At 70.6% G+C, this 19786-nt stretch carries 13 protein-coding genes and 12 pseudogenes; 11 read left to right on the top strand and 14 right to left on the bottom strand.

What is annotated here, in order from left to right; translation table 11 throughout:
• Together FF86_RS29450 and FF86_RS29445 are read right to left on the bottom strand one after the other, a co-directional pair.
• Window positions 1–245, bottom strand: a pseudogene (locus FF86_RS29450) (helix-turn-helix domain-containing protein); the annotation flags it as partial.
• An 83-nt stretch (window positions 246–328) separates the two neighbouring features.
• The gene (locus FF86_RS29445; protein ID WP_044888509.1) at window positions 329–724 is read right to left on the bottom strand and encodes a VOC family protein; all 396 of its coding nucleotides are present in this window, start codon (window positions 722–724) and stop codon (window positions 329–331) included.
• Window positions 725–869: 145 nt separating this feature from the next.
• Here FF86_RS29445 and FF86_RS64480 point away from each other — a divergent pair, with 145 nt between their 5' ends.
• From FF86_RS64480 to FF86_RS29430, 3 genes are all read left to right on the top strand, one after another.
• Window positions 870–1664 carry a cupredoxin family copper-binding protein gene (locus FF86_RS64480; protein ID WP_313954397.1) on the top strand — a complete coding sequence of 265 codons (795 nt, stop codon included), beginning with the start codon at window positions 870–872 and terminating at the stop codon, window positions 1662–1664.
• 104 nt (window positions 1665–1768) lie between these two features.
• Complete coding sequence (locus FF86_RS29435) at window positions 1769–2683, top strand: metallophosphoesterase (RefSeq protein WP_044888508.1); 915 nt, start codon at window positions 1769–1771, stop codon at window positions 2681–2683.
• Window positions 2680–3216, top strand: coding sequence for a hypothetical protein (locus tag FF86_RS29430; protein ID WP_236706166.1), 537 nt, complete (start codon window positions 2680–2682; stop codon window positions 3214–3216). Before FF86_RS29435 ends, FF86_RS29430 begins: the two co-directional genes overlap by 4 nt.
• Window positions 3217–3253: 37 nt before the next feature.
• On the opposite strand, the gene FF86_RS34445 is transcribed toward FF86_RS29430, so the two are convergent.
• The 5 genes and pseudogenes from FF86_RS34445 to FF86_RS29410 all read right to left on the bottom strand — a co-directional run.
• Window positions 3254–3412 carry a hypothetical protein gene (locus FF86_RS34445; RefSeq protein ID WP_157867014.1) on the bottom strand — a complete coding sequence of 53 codons (159 nt, stop codon included), beginning with the start codon at window positions 3410–3412 and terminating at the stop codon, window positions 3254–3256.
• Between the two features lie 647 nt (window positions 3413–4059).
• A pseudogene (locus tag FF86_RS60515) lies at window positions 4060–4383 on the bottom strand (hypothetical protein); the annotation flags it as partial.
• 37 nt (window positions 4384–4420) lie between these two features.
• The gene (locus FF86_RS29420) at window positions 4421–5893 is read right to left on the bottom strand and encodes an aldehyde dehydrogenase family protein (protein WP_044888507.1); all 1473 of its coding nucleotides are present in this window, start codon (window positions 5891–5893) and stop codon (window positions 4421–4423) included.
• 71 nt (window positions 5894–5964) lie between these two features.
• Window positions 5965–7022: pseudogene (locus FF86_RS69185) on the bottom strand (cytochrome P450); the annotation flags it as partial.
• Between the two features lie 495 nt (window positions 7023–7517).
• The coding region (locus tag FF86_RS29410; RefSeq protein ID WP_242419856.1) for a phosphotransferase family protein at window positions 7518–8641 on the bottom strand (1124 nt) is incomplete at its 3' end.
• A gap of 1148 nt (window positions 8642–9789) precedes the next feature.
• On the opposite strand from FF86_RS29410, the pseudogene FF86_RS60505 reads away from it, so the two are divergent.
• The 3 genes and pseudogenes from FF86_RS60505 to FF86_RS29400 form a co-directional block, all read left to right on the top strand.
• Window positions 9790–9942, top strand: a pseudogene (locus FF86_RS60505) (LysR family transcriptional regulator); the annotation flags it as partial.
• Window position 9943: 1 nt separating this feature from the next.
• A pseudogene (locus FF86_RS63410) lies at window positions 9944–9988 on the top strand (hypothetical protein); the annotation flags it as partial.
• A 56-nt stretch (window positions 9989–10044) separates the two neighbouring features.
• A complete protein-coding gene (locus FF86_RS29400; RefSeq protein WP_242419855.1) occupies window positions 10045–10686 on the top strand; it encodes a LysR family substrate-binding domain-containing protein in 642 nt (213 codons plus the stop codon).
• On the opposite strand, the pseudogene FF86_RS29395 reads toward FF86_RS29400, so the two are convergent.
• From FF86_RS29395 to FF86_RS69180, 7 genes and pseudogenes are all read right to left on the bottom strand, one after another.
• A pseudogene (locus FF86_RS29395) lies at window positions 10676–11422 on the bottom strand (glycosyltransferase family 2 protein); the annotation flags it as partial. The gene FF86_RS29400 and the pseudogene FF86_RS29395 sit on opposite strands and share 11 nt — an antisense overlap.
• 1 nt (window position 11423) lies before the next feature.
• A pseudogene (locus FF86_RS60500) lies at window positions 11424–11509 on the bottom strand (glycosyltransferase family 2 protein); the annotation flags it as partial.
• A 220-nt stretch (window positions 11510–11729) separates the two neighbouring features.
• The gene (locus FF86_RS63405; RefSeq protein ID WP_255355969.1) at window positions 11730–11858 is read right to left on the bottom strand and encodes a hypothetical protein; all 129 of its coding nucleotides are present in this window, start codon (window positions 11856–11858) and stop codon (window positions 11730–11732) included.
• Between the two features lie 450 nt (window positions 11859–12308).
• Window positions 12309–12572 (bottom strand): M13-type metalloendopeptidase (locus tag FF86_RS60495; protein WP_304438193.1); only part of this gene is annotated, 264 nt, incomplete at its 5' end.
• Window positions 12573–12582: 10 nt separating this feature from the next.
• Window positions 12583–13709, bottom strand: a pseudogene (locus tag FF86_RS60490) (M13 family metallopeptidase); the annotation flags it as partial.
• A gap of 1 nt (window position 13710) precedes the next feature.
• Window positions 13711–14183 (bottom strand): annotated as a pseudogene (locus FF86_RS60485) (peptidase M13); the annotation flags it as partial.
• Window position 14184: 1 nt separating this feature from the next.
• A partial coding sequence (locus FF86_RS69180) for a hypothetical protein (RefSeq protein WP_255355970.1) occupies window positions 14185–14264 on the bottom strand: 80 nt, incomplete at its 3' end.
• A gap of 642 nt (window positions 14265–14906) precedes the next feature.
• Here FF86_RS69180 and FF86_RS60480 point away from each other — a divergent pair.
• The 5 genes and pseudogenes from FF86_RS60480 to FF86_RS29370 all read left to right on the top strand — a co-directional run.
• Window positions 14907–15647, top strand: a pseudogene (locus FF86_RS60480) (AMP-binding protein); the annotation flags it as partial.
• A gap of 1 nt (window position 15648) precedes the next feature.
• A pseudogene (locus FF86_RS60475) lies at window positions 15649–16051 on the top strand (AMP-binding protein); the annotation flags it as partial.
• A gap of 1 nt (window position 16052) precedes the next feature.
• Window positions 16053–17690, top strand: a 1638-nt coding sequence (locus tag FF86_RS60470; RefSeq protein ID WP_242419853.1) for an alpha/beta fold hydrolase, incomplete at its 5' end; no start/stop codon positions are given.
• Between the two features lie 96 nt (window positions 17691–17786).
• Entirely contained in the window at window positions 17787–19016 is a 1230-nt protein-coding gene (locus FF86_RS29375) for an alpha-hydroxy acid oxidase (protein WP_044888512.1), read from the top strand.
• Window positions 19017–19504: 488 nt separating this feature from the next.
• Window positions 19505–19786 (top strand): annotated as a pseudogene (locus tag FF86_RS29370) (hypothetical protein); the annotation flags it as partial.

The following is a 19786-nucleotide window of genomic DNA, read 5'->3' as shown; positions in this document are numbered from 1 at the left end:
GCCCAGATGTCGCCGCTGGTCTCGGCGAACCGCTTGGCGACCAGCCGCAGCGTCTCACCCGAGACACCCAGCCGTGCCGCGATCACCTCGACAGGATCAACCTCGCCGGTCGAGGTGTCCAACGCGAGCAGCACCTGCGCCCGCCTGATCATCGAGGCCGGATGCACACCCGTGGTGGTGACCCGAACCAACGCTTCACGATCGGCCGCGGTCAAGGTGACCGGCCGCTTCTTCTGTGACGGCATGACTTGTNCTGACCGGCAGAGGGGACGAGGAAGNTCTGCCAACACCAGCCTGCCACACCCCAGAACTAAACAGCGACGGTCTACTAGATATCCCCGGTCAAGATCCGCTCTGCCGGACTGCGCTCCACGCAGAACTCGTTCCCTTCAACGTCGATCATAACGACCCAGCCCGTACCGTCCGGCTTGCGGAAGTCCGTGACAAGCTTGGCGCCCAGGCCCAACAGCCGCTCGACTTCTTCATCCCGAGATCGGTCCTGTGGCTGAAGATCCAGGTGCAGCCGGTTCTTGACCTTCTTGCCCTCGGGTACGGCGAGGAACAGCAGGCCTGGCCCGCCGCCCTCTCCGGTGCTCACGAGTACCTCCGGGACCTCGGGCCGGTCGTCCTCGTAGAGGACCCCGCCCAGGACCTCTGCCCAAAAGGACCCAAGAGCGTAGGCATCGGCGCAGTCGAACTCGATATTGCGTATGAGTGAAGTCACGGTGTCACTATCGGCTGTCGGTGACGAGCGTGGCGTGTAACGCCCTGACTCGCAACTCGGCTGGNAGGCCGGCCCGCAGATCACCGTCCCGAAGGTCGGCCGCGAGGTTCCCACGCACGAGGTGGCCGCAGTGCACTTCGTCGACATGCTGGTGCACCGCTGGGACCTCGCCCGGGCGCTGGGCCGCCCGTACGCCGCGCCGGACGAGCTCACTCGTGTCCTGAACCCCTGCGGCGGGTCGGCCGCGCGGCTCGCCCCGGACGACCGACTGCTACCGGGTGATCGCCCGGGCCGTGTAACCACCCCGGCTATTGATGACCGCGATGACAGACGCGGTCCACGAGCCGAACACGGTGGACCCACGGCACTGGCCCGGAGGACGGGCCGGAAAGGCAGCTATCCGATGTGGTGTTCTTCTGTGCTGCGCCGACCGCGGCGGCTGTTCGCGGTCGCCGTTCTGGCGGTGGCGTTTCCCGGTCTTGCGGCCTGCGGCAGCGGGTCGGGCGGGGCGGCGTCGGCCGCGGCGCCTGCGTACGCTCCCGCCGCGACCCCGACGGCGACGTCGGGGGCCGGGGCGGGCGGTGGCACGACGCCGCCCTCGACGCCGGCCCCGATGCCGGGCATGTCCGGGATGGCGACGGGTGCGCCGGGCGCGGGTGGTGCGACGGCGGCCGGAAAGCCGGTGTCGGCGACCAGGGTGGCGATCCAGAACTTCGCGTTCTCGCCGGCGACCGTCACGGTGAAGGCTGGCACGACGGTCACCTGGACGAACCAGGACTCCGATCCGCACACGGTCACCGCGAAAAGCGGGGCGGGCCCGGACTCACCGACCCTCGACCAGGGGGCGACCTACCAGTACACGTTCACCAAGGCCGGTCAGTACGCCTACCTGTGCACCATCCACCCGTTCATGCTCGGCACCGTGGTGGTGACCCCGTGAGCGCCGGCGACGGGCGTGACCCCCGTGGCGCCCGGCCCGGTGAGGCGGATCGGCCGGGTGGGGCGGGTCGGCCGGGTGGGGCGGGTCGGCCGGGGCCGGGTGGCATGAGCCGGCGGCAGCTGGCCCGCCACGGCGCGTGGTTCGGCGCGGCGGTGGCACTCAGCGTCGTCGGCGGCGAGGTGATCAGCTCGGTCGTCGGCGGGACGACGTCGGCCGCCGCGGCGGCCGACGACACCGCCACACTGCGGTTCGTCCAGGTCAGCGACAGCCACCTGGGCTTCACCGGAACGGCGAACCCCGACGTCACCGGCTCGTTCGCCCACGCGATCGACCAGGTCAACGCGCTGCCCTACCGGCCGGACTTCGTCATGCACACCGGTGATCTCACCCACCTGTCCACCGCCGCCCAGTTCGACCAGGTCAAGCAGATGCTCGGCGGTGTGCGCGCCGGCAGCGTGCACACCGTGCCGGGGGAGCACGACGCGATCCACGACCACGGCCGGGGCTATCTGTCGACCTTCGGCGCCGGTTCCGCCGGTGACGGCTGGTACAGCTTCGACCTCAAGGGCGTCCACGTCCTCGCACTGGTCAACACCCTGAGCCTGGAGAAGCTCGGTCATCTCGGCCCGGACCAGCTCGACTTCGTCCGCAGGGATGTCGCCGGCCTGTCCAGCGACACACCGATCCTCGTCTTCTCCCACATCCCGCTGTTCGCCATGTACCCGGAGTGGGGCTGGGGGACCGACGACGCCGCGCAGGCCCTGAGTCACCTGCGACGGTTCTCCTCGGTGACCTGCCTCAACGGCCACGTCCACCAGCTGTTCACGAAAACCGAGGGCACCGTGACCTTCCACAGCGCCACGACGACCGCCTACCCCCTGCCCCGGCCCGGGGTCGGCCCGGCACCGACGCCGCAGACCCTGCCCGCCGGCCGGCTGCGGGCCGCGCTCGGCATCCGCGAGGTCAGCCACGTCCAGGGCCAGACCACCCTGGCGATCAAGGACAGTGTGCTCTCGTGAGCGCGTCGGAGATGGAGACGGAGGCGGGGACGGGGGCGGAGACGGAGACGCTCTCGGCGCCGGGCGGGCCCGGCGCGCCGGGATCGGCCCCGGCCGGGCCGGCGCAGATCGTCGGGGGAGCGACGAAGGTCGTCGTGGCCACCCTGCTGGCCTGGAGCGGCTACATCCACTACGACCTGTACGCCAACCACGGCTACCGCCACATCCACACCATCGGCCCCGCGTTCCTCGTCCAGGCCGGGGGTTCGTTCGCCGTCGCGTTCCTGCTCGTGGTCAGCGTGGCGCTACCCGGGTCGGTCCTGCTGTCCGTCCTGGCCGCGGGCCTGTCCGGGGGCGCGCTGGTCGGCTTCGTGCTGTCTCGGACGACCGGCGTCGCCGGGTTCGAGGAGCACGGATTCACGCCCTCCCCGGACGCCGCGATCAGCGTCGCCGTCGAGATCGGGGTCCTGGTGGTCCTCGCCGCGGTGGCCGTGGTGGCCGCGGTGAGTCGACCGTCCGGCCCCGCCCGGACGGACCGGCTCACCGGACATTGACCACGGTCGCCTGCCAGCGCGGGCGGCGCGTTCCCGCTCAGGTCAGCAGATAGACCAGGACGAACAGCGCCGCCGTCAGGCCCATGCACCAGGCGAAGACCCACGCGGACTCTCGCCGCAGGGCCGCGCCGTCCGCGGGCGGCAGCATTTTCGCCTGGATCCCGAGCGGATCGTCGTCGGGCGCGCCCGTGCTCATCAAATCCTCCTCGGCTAGGGAACGTAGACGCTGTCGTGGCCGGTCAGCGCGCGCATCGCGACCAGCGGCAGGACGAGCATGACGANGAAGGTGACCTGGAAGACCACGAACCACGCGCCGAAGCGGGCGAGTTCGAACTTCCACCTCGGTATGGTGACGTCGAAGTCGAGCCAGGCGTCGTATTCCTGCCGTCGATCGAGCCGCCGCTGACTGGTGAGTTGCCGGGGTTGCCGGACAAGCACGGCAGCGTCACCCGGGCCGCCCGCCGTCAGCGGCGTGCCGGGGTCGGATGTCGGCGTCTCGGGTTCGCCACGTCGTGGAGTGGTGAAGCGTTCCAGCCCGAAGAAGCGTTCGAAATAGTTGAGCGCGCGGACCGGCGGCTTGCCGGCCCAGTAGGCGATCAGGTTCGGCCAGAACGACATCAGCCCGATCGTCCACAGCACGGTGAACTTGCCGCCGTTGCCGAACTCGATGTGCGGACCGAACCCCGGGTCGTAGACCCACCATCCCATCGCGGCGGCCAGGCTTTCGACGAGGAAGTCCCACGTGTAGTTCACCGGTATCGCGAGTACGGCGATGGCCTGCAGCAGGCTCCACCCGAAACGCCGCACGAGGAACTGGCCGATGCGCAGCACGATGAAGGCATNCACCGTCCAGTAGCACGCGTAGGCGAAGGGCATGAACAGCGGATCGTGCGGCGTCTTGATCGGCAGCCAGTCGAGCAGATGATGCTGGGCGAAGGCAGGGCTGTAGACGAGCTGCTGACCCCAGTCGCCGACGGTCTCCATCCAGTAGACCAGCATGCTGTTCGTCAGAAACAGGAAACCCCACGTCAGACGCCGCCGCCGGATGGTGTCGGCGACAGCCAGGACGATGATCAGTCCGCCGAGGAACGGGATCACCCAGTTGAAGACCCACACGCCGCTGGGATCGACCAGCGCCGGCGGGACCGGCGGTTCGGCGGCAGCCACGATGCTTTCCTCTCCGCTTGTCGGGGCCGCGGCGGGGTCAGCCGCGCGCCACGCCCCAGACGACCGACTTCGTCTGGAGGAACTCGTCGAGTCCGTGCTCGCCCCATTCGCGGCCCAGTCCGCTCTGCTTGTAGCCGCCGAAGGCGGTGTGCGGGCTGAGGCCACCGCCGCCGCCGTTGATCGTGACAAATCCGACGCGGAGCTGTTTGGCGAGGTCGTACGCGCGGATCGGATCCTTCGCCCAGGCGGCCGCGGCGAGCCCGTACGGACTGTCGTTGGCGATCCGGACGGCGTGGGCATCGTCGTCGAACGGGATGATCACACCGACGGGGCCGAAGAACTCCGTGCGCGCGATGGTCATGGCGTTGTCGACCCCGGTGAACAGCGTCGGCTCGACGAAGTACCCCCGGTCGAGCCCGGCCGGCCGGCCACCGCCGAAGACGATCCGGGCGCCCTCCTTCTCGCCGGTGCGGATGAGCTCCTCCACCTTGGCCCGCTGCGCCTCGCTGATGAGCGGGCCCATGGCGGTGTCGGCCTCGACGGGGTTGCCGACCTTGACCTGGGCCAGCGCGGCGGTGACCTTCTCGACGAGTTCGTCGTGCCGGGAGCGGTGCACGAGGGTGCGGGTGAGCAGGGAGCAGCCCTGCCCGGCGTGCAGGGTGATGCCGGCCAGCACGTCGGCGAGCGCGAAGTCGAGGTCGGCGTCGTCGCAGATGATGTTCGCCGACTTGCCGCCGAGCTCCAGCACGACCTTCTTCAGGGTGGGCGCGGCCTGGCTGTAGACCAGCCGGCCGACGCTGTCCGAGCCGGTGAAGCTGACGAGGTCGACCATCGGGTTGCTGGTCAGTTCCTGACCGGCTTCGACGTCGCCGGTGACGACGTTGAGCACGCCGGGAGGAAGCCCGGCCTCCTCGGCGATCTCGGCGATCAGGAAGGACTCGAGCGGGGTCGTGGGAGCGGGCTTCAGCACGACGGTGCACCCGGCGGCGAGGGCGGGCGCAAGCTTCATCATGCTGAGGAAGAACGGGAAGTTGTAGGCGGAGATGAGCCCGACGACGCCGAACGGCTCGCGGCGCAGGACGCCCTGACCGATTCCGGCGCCGACGAACGGCAGGAGCGGCTTCTCCCAGGCGAACGACGGCATCACCCGCTCGGCCATGTCGCGCAGGTGCGCGACCGGGATGCCCACCTGGATGGATTCGGCGAGCCAGCGGACCGACCCCGCCTCGACGATGTTCAGGTCGACGATCTCGGCCAGTCGCCGTTCCATCACCGACGCCATGCGCAGCATGATCCGGGCGCGCTCCCCGGGTGTCATCCGCGGCCAGGGCCCGTCGTCGAAGGCCCGCCGGGCGGCCTCGATGGCCCGTGCCACGTCGGCGCGGGTCGCCTGCGGCACCCGGCCGATGACCTCCTCGGTCGCCGGATTCAGGACCTCGAGCTGCGCTACGCCCTCACCGTCGGACCACGTCCCGTCGATGTAGAGCCGGTAGGAGAAGTCGGTGGCCATGGTTCTCCCTTTCAACGATCGGTGCCGCGAATGCGGCGGGCCTGGTTGACCGCCTCGTTGCCGAGCCGGCGTCAGACGGCCCACCGCAGGGGCAGGGACTCCAGGCCCCACACCCCGCCGCCGTGCTCGAGGGGAATCTCGGCGAGCTCGTAGTCGGGAATGAGACGGTGCCATTCCTGTACCAGCACGGCGAGTTCCTGGCGAGCCAGGTGGGAACCGAGGCAGCGGTGGGGGCCGCCACCGAAGGAAAGATGACGGACCGTCGTGCGATCGAGATCGACCCGCCTGGCGTCGGGATAGGCCTGCTCGTCCCGGCCGGCCGCGGAGAGTGGGAAGGCCGCCATGTCCCCCTTCCTGATCGGGCAGCCGTGGAACTCCGCGTCCCGGGTGGCCTTGCGGGCCGTCTGCACGATCGGATATGCCCGGAGCAGTTCCTCCACGGCGTGGGGGATCAGCTCGGGCTCGGCGACGATCCGGGCCCGGTCCTGCGGGTGCGTGGCCAGGTGCAGCAGGATGTAGGAGGACTGGCCGGCGACGGTGTCGAGGCCGGCCATGAACAGCAGCAGCAGGCAGTTGAGCACGTCGGCGTCGGTCACCGGCTCCCCGTCGATCTCCCAGGAGATCGCGGCGCTGACGACGTCCTGGGCATCGGGATCGGGGTTCGCCCGCCGCTCGGCGACGAGGCCGGCGAAGTAGGTCTGGACGGCCTGCATGCCCGCGAGCCGCACCGAGCCGTCGGGATCGCTGTCGTTGTTCTCATGCAGGATCATGTGTTCCCACTGCATGAACTCGCCGAGCTGTTCCCGCGGCATCCCCATGATGTCCAGAAAGATCGTGCTGGGGAACACCTGCGCGAAGTCGCGCACGAAGTCGCACTCGCCGCGGTCACGCAGGCTCTCGATGAGCTCGACCGCGAGCCGGTGCTGGCCGGCCTTCATCGCCTTCGTCCGGCCGGGCGAGAAGTACGACCCGAGCAGATGGCGCCATTTCGTGTGCTCCGGCGGGTCAAGCATGATCGGGATCCATCGGTAAGGCGGATCCGGCTCCGTGGGGACGATCACCGAGTTCGACCAGAGGTCGGGCTGCTGGAGCCCGTCGAGGATCACGGAATGGTCCGTGAAGATCCAGTNCCCGCCCGCCTCGTCGGTCCGGACAGCGGGGCGGCCGGCCGCCTGATGGTCGTCCATGCGCTGGAACAGGGTTAACGCCGGTGCGGGTGGCGGGCCGGTGACATAGTCCACGACCGGGCAGGCGTGGGCGACGGGCCCGGTCTCGGTGTCACTCTCGGTCTCAGTCATGATCACTCCGTGGTGGTTGAGGGGGGCGTTCTCAGGACACGTCGGTCAGGGGCGGCCAGGTGCGAAAGTGCAGGGCCCCGGACGCATGGCGCATCACATGGTCGTCCCGCATCACCCGGTTCCACAGGTAGCGCGTGAAATCCTCGTCGCTGACCCGCCGGACGGCGTTCGCCCGAGCGAGAGCGTCCCGCCCCGCCTGCAGTGACGAGGGGTGGTACCCGAGAAGCAGGGCGATGTCAGACTGCTCCAGCTCGTCGCGCTCCCGGCCGCAGGCGTCCAGCTCCCGCAGGTGCCGGACCATCCGTGCTATTCCCTTCAGCCACTGNGACGCCAATGGGTCGGTGATCCGTGGCGTGATCGTGCGCAGCATCGCCAGCACGTCGGCATACAGGGGCTGCCAGTCGCGTGGTTCCGCCGGCTCCGGCATGACCGGTTTGGTGAGCTCGAGACCCATGACGGCGTTCAACGCCTCCAGCCACAGCCGGCGATGGAGCTGGAGATAGAGCATGAGGTTGCCGACGTCCTGCTCGGCAGCCGGCTTCTCGGCAGCCGACTGTTCGGCGGCCCGCTGTTCGCCGTCCACCGCCGGGACGCCGGGGCCTTCGTGGGGAGTGAGGGTCGCCATCGTCGTCTCCGCGAAGACCCGGTAGTACCGGATTCGGTCGACGTCGATCGCGTGGCCGGAGAGCTTCTCGTATTCGGCGAGGCGGTCGGGCAGGTGGGTGAAGGTGTCCTGCACGGTCCGCAGCGACAACCAGGCGATGTCGTCCATCGGATCCCCGAAATGGCACAGTTCCCAGTCCAGCACGGCCGTGACCCGTCCGTCCTGGTACAGGAAATTGCCGGGCCCGGTATCGCCCTGGACCAGGACGACGGGGCCGTCGTAGTCGGGCACGTGGGCTTCCAGCCAGTCCGCCGACAGGCGGACCAGGGGGTCGATCGACCCGTCCGGGGCGGTGGCGCGCCGGCGGATCTGCGCGATGCGCTCCAGGGCATGCTCCCGCGCCGATCGCACCGGCCCGAGTCCAGGAATGTCCAGCCGGGCGGGATCGAGGCGATGGACTTTGGCCAGGCTCCTGATGAAGTCCTGCGCCACCCGGACCTGCTCGTCGGGGTCGCGGAGGCGGTAGAACCAGGTGTCTCCCGGCACCCGCTCGAGGAGGACCGCCTCTTCCACCGGATGGACCGCATACACGGCGGGAACCGCGATTCCGGCGCCGCCCAGGGCCCGAATCACCTCGGCCTCGGTGGCCAGCCGATGGAAGGCGCTGCGGGCGGGCAGCGGCTGCGGGCTGTAGCGCAGGAACAGCTTCCCGCCGGTGTCGCCGATCCCGTCCGTGTTGCCGTTGCCGTTTCTGCTGGCGTCGACGTCGATGAACCAGCCCTGGCGGGTGCCGCCGCCCGGTATCCGCGTCGCGCTCAGGACCGGATGTCCGACCGCCTTCTCCATCCATTCCAGGATGGCGGCGGGCAGGGTCAGGCTGCTCATGCGACGCTCCCGCGGCGGCGCAGCCGCCACTCGTCGATCGGCCAGACGTCCTGGTCCTCGCCGTGCAGGGTGCGGCCGTCGACAGTCCACCGCAGCGAGGTGTTGATACAGACCGTCGTACCGCCGGGAAGGATCATGCGGCTTGTGCCTTCGGCCCGGCCGACGGTGGCGCGGCCGTGTTCGTCGACGACCTCGAGATCGACGCCGGTGATCCAGCCCTGCTCCGGATCGCGGTGTACCGTGCGGCGGCCCTCGACGATCTGGGCGAGCTTGCCGTCGCGGCGGACGTAGCCGGAGTGCACGCGCTCCGGGACCGTGCCGCCCTGATGCGCCTCCGGCGACGTGTAGGTCAGCAGGCTCAGCCCGGGGGAGGCGGCCCAGGTGTAGCCGACACGCCGGTAGCCGCGCTCGGTCCGGGGTCCCCAGGAGCGGTCCCGCATGGCGTAGCAGTCGACCTCGACCCGCTCACCGTCGAGCAGCAGGTGGCCGGTGACGTGCCCGGTCTGGTCATAGTGCGAGGCCTTCGGATACGGCGGCGCCCCCCGGCGCAGCGGCACCGGCGGTTCGAGTGCGTCGAACCGCAGGTCGACCCGGCACCGGTTCCGGTCGTCATAACCGAGGCGATAGGACGTGGCGGGCTCGCGAACCTGCACCGTCATCCCGGTCGGAAACGCAAGGACGCCCGGCGACGGCTGGCTTGGCGCCTTGAGGTGCGCGAACTGCTCGTAGAACGGAATATCCCAGGGCGCGCTACCGGTGGCGTCCCAGATCCAGCAGCCGCCTGCCGTTCCCCCGGCGTTGTGCTTGANCGACGCGTAGAGCCAGGCTCCCAGCGCCCGGTCCGGCACGAAGAACGAGAACCAGAATGTCTCGGTCTCATAATAGTTGTCCGACGGAGTATGGAGGCCGTCGTCGGCGGGGGTGAAGCAGTTCGGGTCATCGTCCATACCAGCTCCCCTCGTTGCGGGACCGTCATCCGGGTATTTGATCGACCGATGCCGCAGAGACCTCGCGCGTTGGCCGGCCCCGCGAGCTTCCCGCCTGCCTCAGTCTGGGATCAAGAGTCGTCCGGTTGACGCATCGTTTCCCGTTCGGGGACGATCCTCCGCGTGGGAATCGATCACTTAGAGGTGTTTGTCGCCCTCGCCGACGAGCTGCACTTCGGACGGACCGCCGCCCGGCTGGGCCTGAGCACCTCCGGCGTCAGCAAGCGCCTGCAGGACTTCGAGGCCAGCGTCGGCATCCGGCTGTTCGCGCGCACCNGCCGCCGCGTCGCCCTCACCCCGGAGGCCAGGCCCCTGCTCGACCNGGCGCGCCTCGTCCTCGCCAGCATCGAGACCTTCCGAGCCGTCGTCGCCGACACGGTGAACGGCACCACCGGCACTGTCGGTCTTCTCCACGCCAGCAACCACTTCGACGTCGTCTCGTCGCTCGTACGGTCGCTGCGGTCCCGGCACCCCGACCTCAGGCTCGAGTACCGGGAGAAGCCGAACCAGAAGATCGCGGCGTCGGTTCTGGCCGGGCGCAGCTCCCTCGGCATGTGCTGGGGAGAGCTACCGGCGGGGCTCGACGCCTACCGCTTCGACGTCCTCATGCTCGACACGGTCTTCGTGTCCGCCGGGCATCCCCTCGCCCGCCGGTCCGCGATCGACCTCGAGGACCTCGACGGCGAGACCTTCATCCTGACCGGCCCGGATCCCGCCACCCTCTGGCAGACCGCCGGAATCACCATCACCGTCCGCCGCCCGCCCATCCACGGCCGCGACGAACTCGCCACCCGGGTCGAGACCGGCGAGGGCATCGCGCTGACCGCCTCCCGGGCGGTGCCGAGATACCGGCACCGGGCCGTCGTCGCGGTCCCGCTCGCGGACCCCGCCTCGTGGGGCCGGCTGGATCAGCTCCTGATCTGGCGAACGGGCGAGGACAGCCCCGCCGTTCGCAATGTCGTCGAGACCGCGAAGAACCTGGGCCTGTCGGGTGCACCGGCCGGCGATGTCAGCGCTTGACGAGCAGGTGCGCAGGCGGCGGGCCGAAGCGGCCATGGAGGAAGTCGTGGAGCGCGCGCAGGCGTCCTTCGAGGTGCCAGTAGGGGCCGCGCCGGGCCGGTACGACGGCGCCCGAGGCGAGGTGCCACAGCGCGATGCAGAGTCGGATGAACGCGTGGTAGCGGCCGGAGTGTTCCCGCACGAGCAGCAGGGTGTTGCGAAGCTGCAGGTAGTCGATCGCCGCGGAGGTCGAGCTGATGTGCGGGTTGGTGACCATCGCGCCGCGCACGAGTCCGGATTCCCAGCCGGCGGACCTCGCTCGCAGCGCGAGGTCCGCCTCCTCGCAGTACGCGAAGTAGCGCTCGTCGAAGATCCCGACCTCGTCGAGGCAGGCGCGGCGGGCGAACATCAGCGTGCCGTGCGGGTGGCCGGCCGGCTCCCAGCCCTCGTCGACGCTCGCGGGCGCGAGGATCCCGCCGAAGTAGGGGTCGAGGACCGGTGTCGCTCCGTCGCCGACGTCGGCACACGCCAGCCCCGCTCGTGGCTGCTGCGCCAGCACGCTCAGCATGTGACTCAGGCAGGTGGGCTCGGGCAGCGCGTCGTGCGGCGCGAGCACCACCCACTCGCCCGCGTCCTCGTCGGCGAGGAACGCCCGAAAGCCGATGTTGGCCGCCGGCCCGAATCCCAGGTTGCCGCCGGCCAGCACGACCGCGACGTCGGCGGCCTCGACCGGTGGCGGGACCGCCGATCCGTTGTCNACGATCGTGATCGCGACTGGGACGTCCTGCGCGCGGAACGCGTCGATCGTGTCGACGAGCCGCGCCGGCTGGTCACGGTGCACGATGACGACCGAAACGGGCTGGACGGTCGAAACGGGCTGGACGGTCGAAACAGGCTGGACGGCCGAAGGAGGCTGGACGGCCGAAGGCGGCCGGCCGCTCGGGAGAGGCTGCACGAACTCAGTGCTACACCAGGGGCGCCGACGAGCGTGGTACACCCGCGAGCCGGGCACGGCGACGGTCGTCCGGGGGACCGAGCGGCCGCCGCCGCGCCCGCGCTGACCGTCAGCAGGTGACGGTCAGGAGGAACGGCAGAACTGCCTTGGTGAGGTCGCTGGTGCGCGTCGCCACGAACACGCCGTTGGCCTTCCCGAGAACGCGCGCCGAGTAGCGAACGTCGGCTCGGTGGCGCACCGGCCTGCCTACGGTGCGCCGAGGCCTGATCGACCTGACCTCGTCAGGGCTACTGCCGGACGCCGAACGACTGGCGCTGCTGGCCGGCGCCGACGCCCGTCAACTGCCGCAGACGGTTCTCGACGTACTGCTCACTGTGGTTCGTCCTGTCCGCAATCCGCGCGACGAGGTCATCGATGCNGGCCGCGGCATCGAGATCCGCCGACCTGACCTGATTGAACTGGTCAAGGATGCGGTAGCGAAGCTGCTGCCAGTTCTGGCGCAACCGCTGCTCCACCTGCTGGCGCTGCTCCTGCTGCTCCTGCTGGGTCACTGGTGATCCCTTCTGGTCATTCCCCGAACGCGTGAAGGTGCGGGAGGGACGGTACCTCAGCCGGTTCGGATAGCGTCAAACCGATATCGGACTTGAATGTTAAGAGCCTTTTGTGAATCCCACGGAAGGTGGCGTCTCTACCAGATTCGGACGCGGTCGGTCGGGTCCAGCCAAAGCCCGTCGCCGGGGGTGGTATCGAAGACCTCGTGGAACTCGTCGAGGTTGCGCACGATGTTGGCACGCAGCTCCGGCGGGCTGTGCGGGTCGGTGGTGAGGTACTGCCGCTCGAGCTCGAGGCGCCGCTTGGTGCGCCACACGTAGGCCCAGTTCATGAACAGCCGGCGCCGGTCGTCGCGTGACGCCTCGCCGTTCTGGGAGATGACGAAGGCCTGGTGGGCGATNGTGAGGCCNCCGAGATCGCCGATGTTCTCGCCGACGGTCAGTGCGCCGTTCACCTTTTCGCCCGGCAGGTTGCGCGACTCGAACGCGTTGTACTGCTCCACCAGGGTCTTCGACTTCACCTCGAAGGCAGCCTTGTCGGCGGGGGTCCACCAGTCGTTGAGGTTGCCGGCGCCGTCGTACTGCGCGCCCTGGTCGTCGAAGCCGTGACCGACCTCGTGGCCGATGACCGCACCGATGCCCCCGTAGTTCTCGGCCGGGTGGGCGTCGGGGCTGAAGAACGGCTTCTGCAGGATGCCGGCCGGGAAGCAGATCTCGTTGGTGCCGGGGTTGTAGTAGGCGTTGACGGTCTGCGGGAGCATGAACCACTCGTCCCGGTCGACCGGTGAACCGATCTTGGCGAGCTGCCGGTCGGTCTCGAACGCGGCGGCGGCGCGGGCGTTGCCCATCAGGTCGTCGCGGCGGACCCGCAGGGCGGAATAGTCCCGGAACCGGTCGGGGTAGCCGATCTTCGGCCGGAACGTCTTGAGCTTGTCGTACGCCCGGAGCTTGGTCTCCTCCGTCATCCAGTCCAGCCGGGAGATCGATTCACGGTACGCCGCGAGCAGGTTCGCGACGAGGTCGTCCATCTGCGCCTTGGCGCGCGGCGGGAAATGGCGGGCGACGTACTCCCGGCCGACGGCCTCACCGATCGCGCCCTGGACGAACGCCACCGCACGCTTCCAACGGGCCCGCAGCTCGGGCGTGCCGCTGAGGGTGCGGCCGTAGAAGTCGAAATGCGTCTCGACGAACGGGTCGGGCAGGTACGACGCGGCCGAGCGCAGCACGCGGCTCACCACCCAGTCGCGCCAGCCCTCGATCGGCGTGTCGGTCAGCACCGTCGACAGGTGGGCGAAGAACGACGGCTGCCGCACGCACGCCTCCGCCAGCGTCGCGTGCGGGCCGGTGAGCTGCCCGCCGAGACCGGTGATGTAGGCGTCCCAGGCGAAGGCCGGGCAGAGCGCCGCCAGCTCCTCGGCCGTCGTCAGGTTGTAGGTCTTCTGGACGTCGCGGGTCTCGGCCCGTTCCCAGTGGCCCTTCGCGAGCAGGGTTTCCAGGTCGAGGATCCGCTGCGCGGCGCCCTCGGGGTCGGGGTGCTCNCCCAGCCCGAGCATGCGGGTCAGGTAGGCGACGTACTTCTCGCGCGTCGCGGCGAACCTGTCGTCGCGGTAGTACGACTCGTCCGGCAGGCCGAGGCCCCCCTGGCTCAGGTGGAACAGGTAGCGGTCGGAGTTGCGGTCGTCGGTGTCGACGTAGGAGCCGAACAACCCGGAGCCGCCGTCGCGCTCGAGTTCGCCGAGGAACGCGGCGAGGTCGCGGACGTCGCCCAGACCACGTGCGGCGTCCAGCAGCGACCGCACCGGGTCCAGGCCGAGGGCCTCGATCGCGTCGATATCCAGGAAGGAGTTGTAGAGGTCGGCGATCTTCCGGGCGTCCTCGCCCTGGGTGGCCGGGTCCTGCGCGGCGAGGTCGGTGATGATGTCGCGGACCTGCTGCTCGGCGGCATCGGCGAGCTGCACGAACGGGCCCCAGCTCGAGCGGTCGGACGGGATCTCCGTCTCGGCGAGCCACCGNCCGTTCACGTGGCCGAAGAGGTCGTCCTGCGGTCGGACGTCGAGGTCCATGCCCTCGCGGGCGTCGTCGAGGATGCTCACAGAACGAAAGTCTGCAACCTATCGGGTGTTCAGGGAAGGACCTCGCGCGGAACCGGCCGCCACCCGCGCCGGGCGACGACCCGGGCACGCGCAGGGGCAGGGTCTCCGTGCCGGCGGCCAGGCATGATCAGGCGATGAGCCGAGGCGCCGGCCTTCCGCCCGTCCCGGTGTCGGGCACAGGCTGGAGGATCGCTGGTTCGTCGAGTAAACGTACCGCGACATCGCCGGTCGGCGGGCCTGCCCGTACCGGGCCCGGAGGCACAGATAGACAGTGACGTGAGCGTCGTCGATATCCCGTATCCCGTTCGGTGGCAGCTCCTCGTTCGGTGGCAGTTCCTCGGTCCCGAGGGGCAGGGCCAGTCGTAAGTGCCACCAGTTTCGTGTGAACTCCGCCACCGGCACCGACGGACTGGCGGCGGGAAGTCGCGGTGGCGCTTCGTGGCGGGCCGAATCGCAAGAGCGGGGGCGCGCAGCAACCACGCATTAACGTTAATGACTACTACGGAGGTGGGTGGCAGGTCGCAAAGTCGTTCGTGTTGAATCTGAACCGATCGGAGCACGCGGTCACGGCTCCCATACCAATGCCTGCCCGGGAGGCGCCATGACAATACCGTCCGTCCAAGGGCCACCGACCTGGCTGACATGAGGAAAGGCCAGATCGCTCAGTCGGGGCCGGCGTCGGGGCCGGCGTCGGGGCCGGCGTCGGGGCCGGTACCGGTGCCGGCGTCAGTGGCGGTGCCGCTGCCGGCACCGCCGCCGCTGCGTCCCGACGACCGGTTCGGGAACGTCGTCGGCCGGATCCGCGCCGTCGCCGAGGTCTGCCGCGACGTCGTGGCGGTCCGCGATGCACACTGTGCCGTCACCTTCGCCGAACTCGTCGCCTGGGTGGACGTCGTCGCCGACCGCATCCTGCGGGAGCCGGCCGCGGCCGACCCGGACACGCCCGTCGCGGTGCTGTTGCCCCACGACGCGAGCGGGATCGCCGCCGTCCTGGGCGTCATCGCGAGTGGCCGGCCCTGTGTGCCCCTCGACGGCCTCACTCCCCCCGACCGCCTGGCTCAGGTCGTGGGCCTGGCCGGGGCCCCGGTCTGCGTCACCGGGCCGGCCGGCTCCGCCGAGCAGCGGACCGCCGCCGCGCTGCCGGGGATCGTGGCGACGGTCGACGTCGGCGACGAGCGCGTCGCAGACTGGTCCCCGGCGCTGGCCGACCGGGTGGCGTCGACCGCGCCGTGCCGGGCCGACACCGATCCGGCCGTGCTCATCTTCACCTCCGGGTCGACCGGGGTGCCGAAGGGCGTCGTGTGGCACCACCGCGCCCTGCTGGGTATCCACTACGCCATCCAGGTCCGGGACGTGATGCGGCCGGTGCCGGGCGACCCGCTGNCGCTGTTGCTGCCCTACTCGTTCATCTCGGGGATGAACCGGTTGCTCGGTGGCCTGGTCTTCGGCGCCACCCTCGAGATGTACGACCCGCGGGTCCGCGGCGTGCGCGACCTGGCCGACTGGCTGCGCACCACCCGGCCGGCCGGCATCGTGGCCACGCCGGCGCTGATCCGGACCGTGTTCGGCTGCCTCGAGCCGGACGAGGTGCTCGGCGACCTCCGTTTCGTCATGTCGGTCGGCGAGGCGATCTACGCCCGCGACGTCGCGTTGACCCGCCGCCACCTGCCGACGACCGCGGCGTTCCTGGTCTCCTACGGGGCCTCGGAGCTCGGCACGGCGACCTGCGCCCCGATCTGGTCGGACGAGGACCTGCCCGACGGCGTGATGCCGGCCGGGCGGCCGGTNGTCGACGTCGCGGTGCGGGTGGTCTCGCCGGACGGCGTCGAGATGCCACCCGGGGAGACCGGTGAGATCGTCGTCGCGGGCCACTTCATCACGGGGGGCTACTGGCGGGCGCCGGAGGTGAGCGCCGCGCGGTTCGGTGTCGGGCCGGACGGCACGCCCACCTACCGCACCGGGGACCTCGGGCGCATCGACGCCGACGGCCAGCTCCGGGTCGTCGGCCGCAACGACGCGGCCGTGAAGATCCGCGGGTACCTCGTCGAGCCGATCGAGATCGAGTCCGCCCTGCTCGCGAGTTCGGACGTGCTCGAGGCCGTCGTCGTGGCCGACAAGACCACGGAGCGCACCCGCCTGGTCGCCTACGTCGTGCCCGCGACCGGCGCCCGGGTCTCGCCCGCCTCGATCCGGCGCCTGCTGCGGGCCAAGCTGCCGTCCTACATGGTGCCGGCCGTCGTCATGCTGGTCACCGCGCTGCCAAGGACCGACCGCAGCAAGGTCGACCGGCTGAACCTGCCCGCCGCCCCCGCCGGCCCGAAACCCGACCAGAACCCGCCCCGCGACCAGTGGGAAGAGGCCGTCGCCGGCGTGTGGGCCGCCGCCCTGCACCTCGACGACGTCGGGATCCACGACGACTTCGTCGAACTCGGCGGCGACTCCCTCATCGCCGAGGAGCTGCTCACCAGGGTCGCCGACGAACTCGGCGTCGACCTGCCCACCTCCACCGTCGCCGACGCCCCCACCGTCGCCGAGTTCACCGTCCGCCTGCGCAATGTCGGTACCGACGTCCTGCGTCACCCCACCGTCGTCCCGCTGCGCACCACCGGCGACGGCCAGCCCCTGTTCTGCTTCTGCGGCGCCGGCGGCCTGGCCATCGGCATGCTCGGCTTCGCCCGCCACTTCGACGGCGAGCGTCCCGTCTACGGCATCCAGGCCCACGGCCTCGAATACCGCGGCCTGCCCGACTGGTCCATCCATGCCGCCGCCCGCCGCCACGCCCGCACCCTGCGCCTGCTCCAACCCGCCGGCCCCTACCACCTCGTCGGCCACTCCTTCGGCGGGCTCGTCGCCTTCGAGACCGCACGACTGCTCACCGAGGCCGGCGGGCACGTCGAACTGCTGATCCTCATCGACAGCTTCCCGCCCGACACGTCCGCCGGCGTCTTCGCGGGCGGGGTGCTGCCCTCCGCGCTGCCGGGGAGCCCGACCACGGCCTCGCCTCCGGCCGGAGGCTCGGCGGACCAGGCGGGGGGACCGGCCACGGGCCCGGCGCGCGCCGCGGGGGCAGCCGCCCGGGAGGCCGCCCGGGCCCTGCTCAGCCGGGCCTGGCGCGCGGCCCAGCTTCCGTTGGCCGGCGTCGTCCAGTTCAAGGGCATGAACCAGTACGACGTCTTCTACGACCAGTCCCGGGTGCTCACCAGGCTGTACCGACCCAGGCCCTGGAACGGCCGGGCGCTGGTCTACACGGCGACCGCCTCGCCCGCGCACCGGCGGGATGTCTGGCGCCCGCTGCTGACCGGCGAGGCGACCTACCGCACCGTGGGCGGCGACCACGACACCGTGCTGCGCGAACCCGTCGTCAGTGAGATCGCGGCCGACATTCGGGCGGTCCTCGCCGGTCGCACCAACGCCCCCGGGGCGTGACCGGCTGCCGGGTCGGTGCTCCTGGCGTGACGGAACAATCCCGGCGGCCGGGAGGACGCGCTCCCGCGACCCGCCGACAGCGAAAGGTTCGTGTTTGTGAGGGTGCAGGACGCAGTCAATGTCGAGGACGTCCGGAAGCTGGCGCGCCGCCGGCTTCCCCGGGTGGTCTTCGACGCCCTGGCAGGCGGAGCCGGCGACGAGGTGTCGCTGCGGCGTAACCGCACGGCGTTCGACCGCATCGAGTTCCGCCCGCGGCCGCTCGCCGACGTCGCCACGCGGGACCTCTCGACGACCGTGTTCGGCGAGCGGCTGTCGATGCCGATCATGCTGGCGCCGACGGGTGCGGGTCGCCTCGCCCGATCGTCCGCGGAGATCGCCGTGGCGAGGGCCGCGGCGCGGGCGAACGTCGTGTACATGCAGAGCACCGTGGCGGCCTTCCCGCTGGAGGACGTCGCCGCGCACTCGACCGGCACCCTGTGGTACCAGCTCTACCTGCCCCCCGACCGCAGCGAGGTCGGGGACCTCCTCCGGCGGATCGCGGCGGCCGGTTACCGGGCACTGGCCATCACCATCGACACGCCGGTCCTGGGCAACCGGGAGCGCGACACGCGCAACCGGCTCATGAGTCGGCCGCCGCATCCCAGGACGGTGCTGCAGGGGGCCGGCAAGCCGGCGTGGGCGGCCGACTTCGTCCGCGGCAAGGTCGACTACCTGCGCGGCCAGCTCGGCGCCGGCCGTCCCGGCGATCCCGCCAGTTCCGCCAGTCCGGCCAGTCCGGCCAGTCCGGCCAATCCGGTCCCGCTGAGCCTCGACCAGACCCGGGCGACGATCGCGTCGTCGTCGGACTGTGTCACCTGGGCGGACGTCGAGCGGATCCGGTCGTTGTGGGAGGGCCCGTTGCTCCTCAAGGGCCTGATGCGCTCCGACGAGTGCGACCGGTTCGTCGAGCTGGGCGTCGACGGTGTCGTGGTCTCGAACCACGGCGGACGGCAGCTCGACGGCGTCCCCGCGACCATCGACATCCTGCCGGAGGTGGTCGACGCGGCGGCGGGCAGGCTCGCGGTGTTCCTCGACGGAGGCGTCCGGCGCGGCAACGACGTGGCCAAGGCGCTGGCCCTCGGCGCCGCGGGTGTCTTCGTGGGCCGGCCCTACCTGTACGGGCTCGCCGCGGGCGGTGAGGCCGGTGTCCTTCGGGTGATCGAGCTGCTGCGCGCGGAGTTCGACCGCGCGATGGCCCTGCTCGGCGCCGCGACCGTGGCGGACCTCGACCGCAGCCTCGTCTCGGGCGCACGCATCCCCGCCACCCGGTCACCGTCGACGCCGTAGGCCGGGCCTGTTCCACCGGGTGGCCGTCCCAGTCTGGGCGTGGCACCTCGACCCCATCGACACCGCCTTCGTGTCGCGATCCCTTGGGCNCAGAGCCTGGGACGTCCGCTTCCTGGCCGGCTTTCACGCTACGTGACGTCGTGGTGTGGCTGCGACTGGGCGCTGTAGGGGCGACGGCTCGCGGTTCGGGGCGGATGCGTGGGAGAGCCGCCACCGTGGTTCTTCTGTACGGTTCGGCGTCCGATTTGTGCATACAGAGCAACCACGTGGCTCCGTTCCCACGCACACCTCTCGCGGGGTGGTGCCGGCGAACCATCCGGCGGCGAGGCGAGCGCCGTCTGACATCACGGGCCGTCACCGACCGCCCTCTCTCCCAGCGAGAGTGGCGGCCGGTAAGACGGTCAGCCGCCCCTCCCTATCTGTCAGCATGAGATGAGCCAGGCGGCGGCTATCATCTTGTGACCTGGGCGGGTAGNGAGAGGAAGATCGTGACGATGGCGGTGCCGGCTGGGCGTGGCCTGGTCGATGATGTCCGTGTGGACGGACGTGAGGACGCGGGCCGGCGGCCGGACCCGGAGGTCGAGCCGAAGGCGCGGCGGCGGTCGTTCTCAGCGGCGTACAAGCTGCGGATCCTGAACGAGTACGAGGCGGCCCCGGACGGGCAGAAGGGTGCAATTCTGCGCCGGGAGAGTCTGTACTCGGCGCATATCGTGGAGTGGCGTAAGGCCCGTGAGGCGGGTGCGCTGGCGGGCCTGTCGAAACCGAAGGGG

The organism is Frankia sp. CpI1-P, from assembly GCF_001421075.1.
GTDB lineage: Bacteria > Actinomycetota > Actinomycetes > Frankiales > Frankiaceae > Frankia > Frankia torreyi.
Note: the sequence above shows the minus strand (reverse complement) of the source record. Positions and strands in the feature narration are given on the sequence as shown.